The organism is Pseudidiomarina andamanensis, assembly GCF_009734345.1.
GTDB classification, from domain to species: Bacteria; Pseudomonadota; Gammaproteobacteria; order Enterobacterales; family Alteromonadaceae; genus Pseudidiomarina; species Pseudidiomarina andamanensis.
In genome coordinates this window covers 2284738-2297988 of record NZ_CP032551.1, presented here as the reverse complement: position 1 = coordinate 2297988, position 13251 = coordinate 2284738, and the positions used below count along the sequence as shown (strand labels likewise).

Annotated in this window: 12 protein-coding genes; 2 read left to right on the top strand and 10 right to left on the bottom strand. The window is 47.4% G+C overall.

Annotated elements, in window-relative coordinates; translation table 11 throughout:
* Positions 1–73: 73 nt before the first annotated feature.
* The 3 genes from D3795_RS10915 to mdh all read right to left on the bottom strand — a co-directional run bounded on the left by D3795_RS10915 (position 74) and on the right by mdh (position 4329).
* A complete protein-coding gene (locus tag D3795_RS10915) occupies positions 74–2680 on the bottom strand; it encodes a TonB-dependent receptor plug domain-containing protein (RefSeq protein WP_156268688.1) in 2607 nt (868 codons plus the stop codon).
* 148 nt (positions 2681–2828) lie between these two features.
* Entirely contained in the window at positions 2829–3293 is a 465-nt protein-coding gene (gene rrtA / locus D3795_RS10910; RefSeq protein WP_173021027.1) for a rhombosortase, read from the bottom strand.
* Between the two features lie 103 nt (positions 3294–3396).
* Complete coding sequence (mdh, locus tag D3795_RS10905; protein WP_156268685.1) at positions 3397–4329, bottom strand: malate dehydrogenase; 933 nt, start codon at positions 4327–4329, stop codon at positions 3397–3399.
* Between the two features lie 190 nt (positions 4330–4519).
* Between mdh and argR the strand changes: the two genes are divergently transcribed.
* Positions 4520–4993 carry a transcriptional regulator ArgR gene (gene argR / locus D3795_RS10900; protein WP_156268683.1) on the top strand — a complete coding sequence of 158 codons (474 nt, stop codon included), beginning with the start codon at positions 4520–4522 and terminating at the stop codon, positions 4991–4993.
* A 132-nt stretch (positions 4994–5125) separates the two neighbouring features.
* Here the strand turns inward: argR and D3795_RS10895 are convergent, their stop codons facing one another.
* Positions 5126–6037 carry a Dyp-type peroxidase gene (locus tag D3795_RS10895; RefSeq protein WP_156268681.1) on the bottom strand — a complete coding sequence of 304 codons (912 nt, stop codon included), beginning with the start codon at positions 6035–6037 and terminating at the stop codon, positions 5126–5128.
* Between the two features lie 224 nt (positions 6038–6261).
* Between D3795_RS10895 and D3795_RS10890 the strand changes: the two genes are divergently transcribed.
* Positions 6262–8085: a DUF885 domain-containing protein gene (locus tag D3795_RS10890; protein WP_156268680.1), complete on the top strand. Its 1824-nt coding sequence runs from the start codon at positions 6262–6264 to the stop codon at positions 8083–8085.
* Between the two features lie 7 nt (positions 8086–8092).
* Here D3795_RS10890 and D3795_RS10885 read toward each other — a convergent pair whose 3' ends face one another.
* The 6 genes from D3795_RS10885 to D3795_RS10860 are packed head-to-tail and all read right to left on the bottom strand — an operon-like array spanning position 8093 to position 13182.
* Positions 8093–9388, bottom strand: coding sequence for a S41 family peptidase (locus D3795_RS10885; RefSeq protein ID WP_156268678.1), 1296 nt, complete (start codon positions 9386–9388; stop codon positions 8093–8095).
* A 42-nt stretch (positions 9389–9430) separates the two neighbouring features.
* Positions 9431–10312: a hypothetical protein gene (locus tag D3795_RS10880; RefSeq protein WP_156268676.1), complete on the bottom strand. Its 882-nt coding sequence runs from the start codon at positions 10310–10312 to the stop codon at positions 9431–9433.
* A gap of 1 nt (position 10313) precedes the next feature.
* A complete protein-coding gene (locus D3795_RS10875; protein ID WP_156268674.1) occupies positions 10314–10778 on the bottom strand; it encodes a putative periplasmic lipoprotein in 465 nt (154 codons plus the stop codon).
* Positions 10779–10798: 20 nt separating this feature from the next.
* Positions 10799–12031, bottom strand: a complete 1233-nt coding sequence (locus D3795_RS10870; protein WP_156268672.1) for a tetratricopeptide repeat protein — start codon at positions 12029–12031, stop codon at positions 10799–10801.
* Positions 11988–12620, bottom strand: a complete 633-nt coding sequence (locus D3795_RS10865; protein WP_156268670.1) for a penicillin-binding protein activator LpoB — start codon at positions 12618–12620, stop codon at positions 11988–11990. Before D3795_RS10865 ends, D3795_RS10870 begins: the two co-directional genes overlap by 44 nt.
* 34 nt (positions 12621–12654) lie before the next feature.
* Positions 12655–13182 (bottom strand): YajG family lipoprotein, encoded by a 528-nt coding sequence (locus D3795_RS10860; RefSeq protein ID WP_156268668.1) that lies wholly within the window; start codon positions 13180–13182, stop codon positions 12655–12657.
* Positions 13183–13251 lie beyond the last annotated feature (69 nt).

Sequence of the window (13251 nt, the reverse complement as noted above, 5' to 3'; positions counted from 1 at the left end):
CACGAATTTCGCTGAAGGGCACAGAAAAAAGGCAGGCGCTCGGCCTGCCTTGGTGTTTTTCTATCGCAACCAATTAGAACTTATATTGCGCACGAAGGTAGTAGTAACCGCCGTTTACACCCATCGGTGATGTTGGTGGATATAACGATCCAACCACTGAGCTTGCGAACGGGTTCTCATCAGGACGATTATCGAGCACGTTCTTGCCGCCGATAGCGGCTGTGAAGCTTTCGCTAAAGTCATAGCTAAACTCAAGGTCAAGGGTTGTTTCAGCGCCCGGGAAGATATCCAAGCCACCACCTGCATCAACATGGTCTTCATAGTACTTACCGTAATAATTGACGCGAGCGAGTGTGCGCATTGCATCAAACCGGTAGTTCGCTGTAAAGGTTGCACGATGTGCCGGTAGGTTGTCCTCTAACATCTGTACCTTGGCAAGGTTGATGTTGTCTGGATTAAATGAATCAACGGTTGTATCCGTCCAGTTATAGGCCAGTGTATATTTCATATCACCTTCCCACAGGTCATGCCCGTAGTTGGCGACCACATCGATACCTTGTGTGGTGGTATCGAAATCATTAGTGAAGTAAACAACACTGCTATAACTTGCGGCATCACGAACACCTTGAGCAATCAGCGCATCGCGGTCTTCTTGTGTTAATGGAATTGCCGAAGTTCGGCTCAAACGATCGGTTACTTCAATATTAAAGTAATCGATGGTTAGGTAGAGACCACTTTGGAATTCACCAACAACACCGAAACTGTATGATACCGATTCTTCCGGTTGTAATGGTTTACCGCCTTTCAATGCAGCAATTGGGTTCGTTGGTGGCAACAACGCTTGATCTTGTAAACTATCGCCAACGAACGCCGTCGTCACGTTGATAACATTACTTTGGCCTACCGTTGGTGCTTTAAAGCCAGTGCTTACTGCACCGCGAATCGCCCAATCGGAGGTTAGCTGCCAACGTGCCGAGAGTTTGCCGTTTGAGGTTGAACCAAAATCACTGAAGTCTTCAAATCGTACTGCAGCACCGACCATGAAATCTGCGGTGAGGTAAGTCTCAACATCAGCATACCAAGCCCAGTTACCACGACTCCATTCACCAGCTGCCTCAGGCTTGATGCCTGGGAAACCGTTTGAACCGATACCAAAACCTTGATCGGTCAGTGGCCCAATTGCGAATGATGCCGGATCGCCAACCTCTTGCTTAAAGGTTTCGCGACGATATTCAATACCAGTGGCGACATTCACTAAATCGTAGAACCCATCAACCTGAAATCCTTTACTGAAATCAAGGTTAAAGTTTTTCTCTAACTGGCTAGCAGCGCCTGGGCTGAAGTTAAATGGTGTATCAGGCCCTAACGATGGGTTTACTGTGTTGAACAACAAATACTCGACGCGAGAGTAACCGACGCCGATTGATGCGTCATACGCCCAATCATTTGCAAAATAACCATTCGTTCCAGCAACAAATGATGCGTCAGTAACAATGCCACCAAACCGCGGTGTAAAGCCTCCAGGTAACAGTTCATTGAACGCAAAGCAGTTCGCGCCCAGTGGCGTGCTATTGTCGGCAATTAACTGATATTCCGGCGAATCAAGTACATTGTCACCCACTGGCACTTCTGGACATGACAGCCCCTGACCAACACCATCCAAGTCACCAACTAATAAGAGTTGCTCGTCTTGGTCATTGAAGCCACCAAAATAAACGCCACTGCGGTCATGTGGATGTCGATAATAGAAGCCACCTTCAATTTCACGTTCGGCATAATTTGCGAATAAATAAGCTTCTTTGTTGTTACCTAAATCAAGCCCAAAATTACCGAGTGCTTTGAAGTCATATTTGATTTCAGGTGTTCCCCATATCTGAGCAGGATCAGCAACAAACGTATTACCTGCTTCAATCAACGCAGCAGCATCATCACGCTGAACAGAGCGGCTGGTTGCATCAGCTTCGCGGTACTCCATACTTAAATTTGCAAAACCACGCTCACTCAACGGCAGACCAATATTGCCGCTAATCTGGAAGGTATCGCCATCGCCTTCGGCGGTCGTTCCATAGCGAGCTTCAAGAGTTCCACCCTCGGCAGCATCGTTCAGTACAAAGTTAATCACACCAGCTATCGCGTCTGAGCCATATTGCGCCGCGGCACCATCACGGAGTACTTCGATTTGTTTCAATGCCGACGCTGGAATATTAGAAATATCTGGCCCTTGCGCGCCGTCGGAAAGCCCGCCACCAAGAAATGTGATGACCGCACTACGATGGCGGCGCTTACCATTGACCAGAACTAAGGTATGGTCGGATGCTAAACCGCGAAGGTTGGCAGGACGAACCAAGGTAGATGCATCGTTGATTGGCTGGTCATTCACGTTGAACGAAGGCACTACTGTGCTCACCATGTTCATCATGTCGGTGGAGCCTTGGTCACGCAACTCATCAGCACCGACAATATCGAGCGGCACTGCAGAATCACCAACCGAGCGTGGCGCTGAACGTGTACCCACTACCGCAATTCGTTCATCTGCTTTGGTCTCTGGTTCAGCACCGTCGGTGCTCGCCTCTTGCGCAAATGATGTGGTTGATAGACTCGCTAAAATTGCACATGCGACCAAGGTTGGACGAATACCATGTGCAACTGGGACTACTTTTTCAATGACAGGTTTTGCCATAAATTTCTCCCCGATTATTCTTGTTGTTTTGTGTTGTTGTGCGAATGCGCATAGCACTAAAGTACTATGCACTGTATTAAATATCGCCAATTGTTCAAATAATACAAGGAGGATTTTTGATCAATTTCGCCACGAACTATAACATTAGTTATTTTTCGGGCTGATTAATGAAGGGTTTTTGGGTTAAAAATACCGCAACAATGCCAGCAACCGCGCCACCTATGTGTGCGTAAACTGCGACAACATCTCCATGCTCAGGTTGGTCTAAATCGAGAATTATTTTGATTATTAATCCGACGAATACTATGCCACCAATCCAATGTTTCTTTAATGCATCTTGCAAGGCTGCGTATGCAAACACACCATAAAGTGCGCCTGAAAAACCTGCATAGACTTCGTAAGTCGGCGCGCCTAAAAGTTCGAATGCACTACTCGCCAATAGGATAGGAACAACCATCAACCAATCGTTTGGCGTTTTTAATTGTTCAGGAAACAACAACCAAGCAATCCATATACCGGCAATATTGAACCAGAGGTGCGGTGCATCGTGATGCATCAACTGACTAGTAATGAGTTGCCACCATGCGCCATCAATTACTCGCGGGTAGCGCATAAGAAGGTGGTCGTGCCAAGGAGTGAGGAAGTAGAAGAAACAAAAAAGCAGAACGCTTATCACTATGGGTGGTAAGACGCTCTGCTTTGGCATTGTAGTTTGCTTATTTAACGAAGTCTAAGCCGATTTGAATGTCGTTTTTCAGACCATCCAACATGTCAGCTTTCGCTTTTTCTTCGTACGCACTTAGCTCACCGTATGGCAGAATTTCTTCAACGCCGTTCGCGCCTAGGCGAACTGGGTGTGCGAAGAACAATGCATCTTGACCATCAGTTTCAACATAAGTGCACTCAACAACACTGTTGTCGCCTTGCAATGCTTTCACTAACGATAAGCAGAAACGCGCTGCTGCTTGACCCATTGACAAGGTTGCAGAACCGCCGCCAGCTTTTGCTTCAACAACTTCGGTACCAGCGTTCTGAATACGCTTGGTCAATGCTTCGATCTGTTCATCAGAGAAGCTCAAACCAGTTTGCGACAACAATGGCAAAATCGTTGTGCCGCTGTGACCGCCGATTACAGGAACCGTTACTTCAGCAGGGTTCTTACCGTGTACTTCAGCAACAAAAGTTTCTGCACGAATCACGTCAAGCGTGGTGACGCCGAATAATTTGTTCTTGTTGTAAACGCCTTTTTTCTCAAGAACTTTCTTCGCGATAGCGACCGTTGTGTTCACTGGGTTGGTGATGATACCAATGCATGCATTCGGGCAGTTGTCAGCAATGGCTTCAACCAAGTTAGCAACAATACCTGCGTTGATATTGAACAGATCTGAACGGTCCATACCTGGCTTACGTGGCACGCCTGCAGGAATCAATACGATGTCGCTACCAACTAATGCTGAAGCTAAATCGTCTTTACCGTAGCCTTTTACAGAAACAGCGGTTGGAATGTGGCTGAGATCAACAGCAACACCAGGAACAACAGGCGCTACGTCATACAACGCTAGCTCAGAACCAACCGGTAATTGGGTTTTCAAAAGTAATGATAGTGCTTGGCCGATACCGCCAGCTGCACCTAAAACTGCAACTTTCATCTCAGACTCCATCCAGTTATTTGGGGAAATTTCAGGGCGAAAACTCTACTCCTTTTACGCCGAAATTACAACCAAAGGCGCTTGTGTCGGCGCTCTGAAATCATTGCGTAGCTCTTGCGTAAATTAGGCGCAAGTATATGATGGACGATTAATTTGACCATTATTTTGAACAAATGATTGAGCGAGAGTCATGCCAACAAAAAAAACCGAAGACATGATTGAGGCCTTCAAAGCGCTATTGAAAGAAGAGCGTTACGGCTCTCAAGGTGACATTGTCGATGCCTTAAAAGAACAGGGTTTTGCGAACATTAGCCAATCAAAAGTATCGCGCCTATTAAGTAAATACGGTGCGGTTCGTACGCGTAATGCCCGCCAAGAAATGGTCTATTGTTTGCCTGCTGAACTTGGTATTCCAAGCACCCGCGCTCCATTGACCCAGCTTGTTCTGGATATACAGCACAATGATGTGATGGTGATTATTCGCACCACGCCAGGAGCGGCGCAGCTTATTGCGCGTTTACTCGATTCAGTCGGCAAAAAAGAAGGTGTTCTGGGAACGATTGCTGGTGATGACACAATTTTTATTGCGCCGTTGAAGGTTTCAGAAATCGATTTTACGCTTCAGAACGTCAAAAAACTTTTTGAGCAACAGCAAGAGCGTTGAGCGTTATTCGAAAATGCGAAAATGCGAAAAGCGAAAAGCGAAAAACCAAAGCGACCACACAAAAAAATGATCAAGTTTGCCTCAATTTTCAACAGCGAGACGAACGCACGAATAACGAATAACGAATAACGATTAACGATTTTTCAGGAACTCAATTGAGGGGGCGAAATAGGCCGCGTTTGCCGTTGCCTCAATGTAATCTAACAACGGATCATAATCGCCCTGCTCATCTGCAATGTAGCGATTCTTGAGCCACTGCACCACATGTTGCGGCTTACCTGAAAAATACATCGCCAACTGCCCTTGTTCACGAAGATCGCCCCACGGCATATTCTGACGCAATAATTCGAGTGGCTGCTCATTAACATCTAATAAACGGGCTTTTTGAGTATGCGTGACCATGCTAAGTACCGCTTCACTGATACGCTCACCGGTTACTTTCTTCCGCCCCATCACATGCTCTTGAATTTCGGTGCTTAACTGCTCCCAGCGCCTTAAGTCATAACGGAATTTTTGGGTAAACACATAGCTACCACCTTTGAAAATGGCATCGTCAGAAACAACGGCAACCTCGCGACGACGCATGCCACGAGGGTTGTCAGGCGCATCGATAAAACCGAGTAGATCGCGGCCATCCATAAAGCGGAAGGTATTGCTCTGCTCTACCAGCTCAACATCGTGACCGAGCCATTCCATTAATGTACGCGCAGCTTGAAAATTCACATCAAAGCGATCGGAGCGAATACACAATAGTAAGTCAGCCGATTCACGCGGTGTGTGTCGATCACCGTCGCTCAAATCTGGAAAACTTGCTAATTGCAACGGTCGCACATCGGGATACAGCACATCCCAGTAATCGCTGCCCACGGCAATAAAACCATTCAGCATTGATTCAGAGAAGCGAAGATCAAGATCGTCAATCAACTTAGGAACTCGCGCTAGTTTGCGGCGCATATAGTCGGCATCGTCAGTCATCACATTCAACAAGAGCGTGATGCCGTGTAAATTGGGTTCTGCGTAAATGCCCGTTTGCGCGTTGTTCATAGATTCCTCAGTGGCCACTCTTTGGTGCGGTTCCTCGCCGAAACTGCCGCATCAATCGCAATGCTCTTGTGGTAAAGGTTTGGCTGTGCCATAGATTGGCTTTAATCGATTATTGATTTTTACCATAAATTGACACGTTTGTTGATGCTTGTTGATATAAAAGTCTAGCAAATTCATGTCATATTAAAACGTTATAACTCATTGAGCCAACTGCTGGAGATATCATGCGTTCAGAATTCACTGCTGCGTTACGCAGGAAGCACCTGTTTAAAACCACCGTTTTAGCCACCTCGCTGACTCTATTATTAGGTGGTTGTGCCGCGACCCAAGAAGCAAAACCTGACACCAGTACTAAACAAGTTGTTGAGAGTGCAGACAGCCGCTACCAAGCGCTAGCTGATGGCATTTATAAGAAGCTACAAGCGCAGAACCCCTGGCAGAGTGAAGAGTTACCCGATATGTCGGCTGAAGCCTTAAAGCAGCGCGCTGATGAGCAAAGCGTATGGTTAGCGCAACTTGAGCAGGTTGATGTGAATGCGCTGTCACGACAAAACCAAATTAATCACCGTATGCTAACTTACGGCCTCAAGAATGACATCGATGGCTTTGCTTACAAAGAGCATTACATGCCGCTCAACGCCGAGGGCGGATTTCACAGCAACCTAGGTTTTATGGTACGTAATGCCAGTTTCCGTAGTTTTGAGGATTATCAAAATTACTTACAGCGCTTGCGATCTATTCCGCGTTATATGTCTCAACAAACCGATTGGTTAAAAGCCGCGCTTAACGAAGGCTACACGCAACCCAAAGCGGCCATGCAGGGCTTTGAAGAAAGCATCGCTGCATACATTGTTCAATCGCCACAAGAGAGTTTGTTCTACCAACCGTTTCAGACAAATAAGCCAATATTTGTCACCGCTGAGCAGTGGCAACAGTTACAAACACAGGCAGCCAATGTTATTGATGGGTTAGTGCTTCCTGCTTATCAAGACTATTTCGATTTTATGGTCATGGAATACTTGCCAAACAGTCGCGACAGCGTCGGTGCAAGTGAACTACCGAACGGTCGTGAGTATTATCAAAACCGCATAAAGCATTACACCACGTTAGATTTATCGCCTGAAGAAATTCATCAGCGCGGCCTCGCCGAAGTTGAGCGAATTCGTAATGAAATGGCGGTGGTGATCGAGAAAACAGGTTTTAAAGGTAGCTTCGAAGAATTCACGAATTTCTTGCGTACTGATCCGCAGTTTTATCCGAAGACTGCCGAGGAATTGTTGAAAGAAGCTTCATATATTGCCAAAAAAGCCGACGGTGAATTGCCGAAATTCTTTAAGTTGCTACCACGTCAGCCATACGGTGTGGCGCCGGTGCCTGCGGAAATTGCACCGAAATACACCACAGGTCGCTACGCTGGCAGCAATCGCAGTGACCGCGCTGGTTTTTACTGGGTAAATACCTACGCATTAGACCGTCGTCCGTTGTATCAGTTGGAGGCGCTAACCTTGCACGAGGCTGTGCCGGGGCACCATTTACAAGGGGCATTAGCGCGCGAAATGGATAACTTGCCAGACTACCGCCGCTATACTTATATCTCTGCCTTTGGCGAAGGGTGGGGCTTATATTCGGAGTGGCTTGGTAAAGAAATGGGCTTCTATCAAGACCCATACAGTGACTTTGGTCGTTTGAGTTATGAAATGTGGCGCGCCGCCCGTTTGGTAGTTGATACGGGCATGCACGCTATGGGTTGGACCCGTGAAGAAGCCATGGACTTCATGGCTTCGAATACAGCTCTAAGCCTACATAACGTGAAGACTGAAATTGACCGTTACATCACCTGGCCAGGTCAGGCGCTGTCGTACAAACTTGGCGAAATGCTCATCCGTCAATTGCGCACCGAGGCTGAAACCGCACTCGGCGCCGACTTTGACCTGCGTGAGTTCCATCACGTAGTTCTGCGCAACGGCAGTATCCCGCTCGACATCCTCGAACAAGAAATCCGCAACTGGATTGATGAGGGCGTAGCCCGGCGTTCCACTGCAAAGTAAAGCCGGGCTACTTCGCCGGAAATAAGATTTCGGGGGAAAGTGTTTCGTCGGGGGTTAACCCGACGCCTTCCGGTAACACTGTACCGCGCCCATCGAGCATCTCTTTGGGCGCATACATCGACAGCCCTACCACCCAGCCATTCGGTAAACTCTTCACTGTGGTCGGTGCGAATGCGCCACGGGTGTTTTGGCCGCGCAATAAAAATCCACGCAACCGCAATGCTTGAGCGAGATGCTCAGCTGCGCTTGCCGTCACTTCTGTCACCAGTACCGTACCTTGCTGATGAAGCGCCTCTAAATTCGGCGACCGTTGCTCATAAACTGCTTGCTGCCGAATGGTTGTCAAAGGCTCTTCTCGACTCACAAGACTATTGGCCAACTGACTTGCTAACAACAAACTACCGCCCTCATTAAAGCGCAGATCAATAAGCAGTTTAGGTTTCTCACCTCGAGTTTGAATCACTCGCTTTAATTCTTCCTCAACAGCTCTCAACGAGCGTTGCAAACAGCGTTGTCCCGCTTCGCTGTAAGAGGCATCGGTGCCATATAAATGCAACCGTTGGACTCCGAGATAATACTCACCGGTGGTCAACAGACCCCACCACAATGCCTCGTTACACCCCTGAGTCAGCCGGCTTTGTCGTAGTTGATTCAGCAGGTTTTGACGAGATTGTTTACGCTGCGATTCACCTACCGCAAAATCGCTGACGCGGTGGTATCGCTGAATATCATTTGCCAGAATAAAAGCATGCTCGTCGCTGCTATCCTCCAATACTTCACTTACAATTTGAAACAGCGCCAGTTTCTTATCGAGCACTGGCATCTCAACCGCCTTATCAAGTAGCTCGGCTTCAGAACGCCAACGTATTAGTGCTGCTTGCGAGATACCATGATGAAACTGAGCAAGTATTTCGCTAACAGATATGACAACATTTACAGCGGTATTTTCAGGAGGCTTCGTACAATGGCGCGGCAGAAAAGGTTCCCGAGTAAAAATAACCGGTAGGCCATCTGATAATCGTTGAAGAACTAATGTACGTTCGCCAGCACCAATCCAAGTATGCTGACCAGGATTTTGAGCGCTTGAAAACACCCGTGGAAGTAAGCCTGCATCAGCTGACCAGCACTGACTTGGCGTCCATTGATAACGCGTGACAATGTCATCATCAACAACCAAATAGCTCTGGTAGTGGGTTGACCAATAAACGCCATCACTGAGTTGTAGAGGTGGTGGTAGCGCTGAGGAGCTACAAGACGCAAGTAGCCAACTCAGCATTAACGTGATCCATTTGGTTGCGCTCAAAGCACAGTTACTCCTCGGTTATCTGTGCCTTTGAGCGTAGCGCTACAAATAGCGATCGTAAAGCATTTGTAGCGTTGCCTGAGCTGCAAGTGTGCCTTGCTCAGCCCAAAGCTCAAGTTCTTCCTCAATGACTTCATAGCCGCCAGGCTGAGCGGTTACTCCAGCCACCTGACGCGGACGCTGCAGGTTATAGCCACCGGCGCCAGCACGATATTCCAGTGCGCCTTGCGGAATCGAAATACGATCATCCGCCAACAAGGTCGCATCTTCGAGCGAGGTCATCGTGATTTGATAACCAATAGGCTCAAAGTTAAGCTTGTTCTCGCGATACGGCATCACTTCTAACAGAAGATTGGTGTGCTTACGCAACATGTCCATTTCAAGGCGCTGATTATCATCTTGCGGATTGCGCTTCGACTCGGCACGAATTTCTGAATCTAACAATCGCATAGCGACTGCACGGTTCACTAAACGCACACCGTATTGCATCAGTGTACTTTGGTAACCTCGTTGATACTCGTCCCATTGCGCTCCGGTTAACATGGTTGAGCGACGAGGATTATCATAACTACGCTGCTCAACGCCCACTTGTACGCTTTGCGATTCCGGCACAAACGTGCCTTCAGTACCAGTTGCTTGTGCATTCACACTCACCCGACGCTGCATATGCCAATCAGATACCATGTCACTGAATGGTTCGCCAACTAACATCACCAGTTTGGGTTTGCCTGCTTTTTCATAGGCGGCCTTAAAGGTGGCCTGATCGACAGTTATAAGACTCACTTGTTGCTGTTCGGCTGAACGTGCGCGGTCAAAATAACTGTCGTTCAACATCGGTTGAGCAGGCGTATCTTGCCCATAAGCAAGGCTGCTACCCAACAAGGTGGCAGCCGCACAAAATATATAAACATGCACGGCTTTCATATTATCGACCTTCTCTTAATTCTACTAAGAAGTACTCTGCGCGATCATTTAACGATGTTTCTTTGTAAATCGCTGTTCCATTGGCGGGAACATAGACGCGACGCCACATTGATTCATCCATTAATGGTGTTTGATTTGCATCAAAAAACAACGCCTTGCCTTCAATTTGCAGATCATAATCCGTACGGTTACGGATCATTGTCCAAACCTCAAGCTGGCCGGTGGCGGTGTTACTCATACCACTGCGATCAAGTGTCACTTTCACGGTATCACGGACTTTTTCGCCCATGAACGTTTTCGTGATATCGGTACGATTGAGGTTGTGATCAATAAATACAATTGTATTGAGCTCATTGGTTGTTGTGCGTTGCACTGGATGTGCGCCACTGTAACCATTCTGTGTGCTTCCACAGCCGGCTAGTGTTAACGTTAAACCAGCAGCAATAATAAATAACGTACGTTTCATGTTTGGGTTCCTTATTGTTCTTATCGAGCCCGTGAACTATGCCAAATCACATGGTTTCCTTGAGAATCTTGGTAATGTCGAAACACACCTGATTTCAAGCTAACCGGATTACCGTCAATATCGGTGTAAGACGCTTGCCATTGGGATACATCTGCAACGTTTGCGCGCATGGTTGAGGTATGCACTGCATCAGGCAAGCGCGACCAATAACGGATATCTGCTCGCGGTTTAACATTGGCTGATAATGCCATGCTGGCCACACCAATCAGTGCTAATGTATTACCCACTTGACCACTACTACCACCAAGTGCTGGCGAAAATACTCGCGCAGTTACGCCAAGTTGGGCTAAATCACGACCTAAATCGGCGGTGGTATTCGCAAATGCAGCCTTTCCTTCAATAATGGCATCAACAGGACGACCACCACGTGACGTCGCTTGCCAATAAACGCTTTCAACAGGTGCGAGTTCAAATTGCTCTGCACCGGTATTCAATACAACATGCTTTTCTTTGAAGTTTTTACCTGGGCGGAAAACCAATTCGTAATGCCCCATGCCATCGGCTAACTTCCGCGGTGAGAAGCCGGTTTCAGCTAAGATCAGCACATTGTCATCAGCAGATGGGATAGGGAAATCAGGACGTAATGCGCGAAGCTCATCATAAGCTTCTTCAGCCAATACTGGGCTACCCATTTTCTGAGCCGACCAGCCCGCTAATAACATCATTACCGCAAAGTCACTCCGGTTTTGCTCTTCTTCAGCAAACGCATCTTGCATTAAACCACTGACAAAACTGGCACGGGCGTTATCGTATTCACCATCAATGAGATAAATCACACCGCGATAGTAATACGCCATAGCACGTTCGTAAGGCTCACCTTTAAAGTCTTTACGGCCCTCTTCGTGCCACAGACTACGAGCTTGCGTTGCCGCTTCGTTATCTGCATACACTGTTTCAATGGTTTCCAACGCCGCATCAAAGTTTTCACGCGCTAAATCAAGGTCACCTCGATAAAACGCAGCTGTACCAATCTCCATTCGGTTTAAAACTTCGTTGCGCTTCCCTTCTTCAAACAGTTTTCGATAAAGCGGCTGTAAATAAGCCGGCTTATCCGTAACCGCGTCTTGTTCTTGCGCATTCAGTGCTAATGGCTGGTATTGCGTCGGGCCGGTGCTGGTACACCCTGCCAACGCCAATACCAACGCTGCACTAGCGATAGATAACGTCGTCTTGTGCAGTTTTTTGGAATTCATACATGCCACTCCAGACATAGGTTCCGAGTTCAAGGTCAACTAATTCAAAGGTGATTTGATGATACCGAGAACGTTCTTGGCTACGTGTGTCCATGGCATCAAGTGACATGATGCGACCCACTAAACGATAATCAGCGCCAGCTGTTGCTTGGGTGGTACGAATCGTGCCACCGTCAACAACGCCCATGCGTTTCAGTTCACGCTCTTTTTCTACCATGTCGGCATATTCACGACCGACGAAAACTAAACGGCCATTTGAGGCACGGTTTAAATTGATACGTAAACGATCGGTGAGCATGTTTTTGTTGATGCGAGATGAACTTTCGTTGGTGAAGTACTGGCTATCAATAATGATTCGAGGTGCAACTTCGCGACTGACAAGCTGAGGATTACTCAACATATCGCGCATCATTTGGTCGGTAACAGCCATGATGTCCTGCGATTCAACGCCAACGCCCTGAACTTTGCCAGGTGAGCGTGCATCTTCATAAACGGTTGCGCGGCCAGCGCTATTATCAATAGTAGTGCTAGAGCAGCCGGCAAGCACCATTGTGCTTGCTAACGCCGCTGTCATGACAAGATATTTCATAACAAATGCCTTTTTCTAAATAGCTAATGTGTGATTAAAAACCAGCTTGTGCCGACGCTTGATACAGCGCCTGGGTATATGCGGTTTTCATCTCTGGGTATATCGACATGACTGATTCCAGCGCATCTTGATAATGAGGGTGCGCTGAATGGGTCACGTACATCCACACAGATAACTCTTCTAGGCTATTAAATGAAATATCAGAAGTACCGCGAATAACTTCTTCGCCACCGGCCATTTCTAGTGCGATTTCGCGTCCGACAGTATTACCAATTTCTTGACCTAACCAACCACCAATAAATGGGATGTTTTCGGCAAGTTTTTGCCCAGCATATGCGCCTGCCATACCACCAATTGCGGCCCCCATTTCTGCATTACGGGCATTGTTGACCCATTCGGCTAGAACGCCGTCTGATGTATAAGGGCTCATGTATTCGCCACTATTATCTTGAATGGCTGGAGGTGCGGTTAATTGGTAAGGCTGAGCAAGTTGTGGCCCCATTGCGCAAGCGCTTAAAACAAGGGCGGTAAGTGCCACGATGGCGAGTTTAATCTTATTCATGGGAGCTCTCCGTGAGCTGAAATTATTGTTGTTGTTTTACATCTTATCGCTGAACGAACAGCTAACGTT

Coding starts and splice junctions, on each gene's coding strand:
- D3795_RS10915 (WP_156268688.1), bottom strand. CDS start 2,680: ATGGCAAAACCTGTCATTGAAAAAGTAGTCCCAGTTGCACATGGTATT.
- rrtA (WP_173021027.1), bottom strand. CDS start 3,293: ATGCGCTACCCGCGAGTAATTGATGGCGCATGGTGGCAACTCATTACT.
- mdh (WP_156268685.1), bottom strand. CDS start 4,329: ATGAAAGTTGCAGTTTTAGGTGCAGCTGGCGGTATCGGCCAAGCACTA.
- argR (WP_156268683.1), top strand. CDS start 4,520: ATGCCAACAAAAAAAACCGAAGACATGATTGAGGCCTTCAAAGCGCTA.
- D3795_RS10895 (WP_156268681.1), bottom strand. CDS start 6,037: ATGAACAACGCGCAAACGGGCATTTACGCAGAACCCAATTTACACGGC.
- D3795_RS10890 (WP_156268680.1), top strand. CDS start 6,262: ATGCGTTCAGAATTCACTGCTGCGTTACGCAGGAAGCACCTGTTTAAA.
- D3795_RS10880 (WP_156268676.1), bottom strand. CDS start 10,312: ATGAAAGCCGTGCATGTTTATATATTTTGTGCGGCTGCCACCTTGTTG.
- D3795_RS10875 (WP_156268674.1), bottom strand. CDS start 10,778: ATGAAACGTACGTTATTTATTATTGCTGCTGGTTTAACGTTAACACTA.
- D3795_RS10870 (WP_156268672.1), bottom strand. CDS start 12,031: ATGAATTCCAAAAAACTGCACAAGACGACGTTATCTATCGCTAGTGCA.
- D3795_RS10865 (WP_156268670.1), bottom strand. CDS start 12,620: ATGAAATATCTTGTCATGACAGCGGCGTTAGCAAGCACAATGGTGCTT.
- D3795_RS10860 (WP_156268668.1), bottom strand. CDS start 13,182: ATGAATAAGATTAAACTCGCCATCGTGGCACTTACCGCCCTTGTTTTA.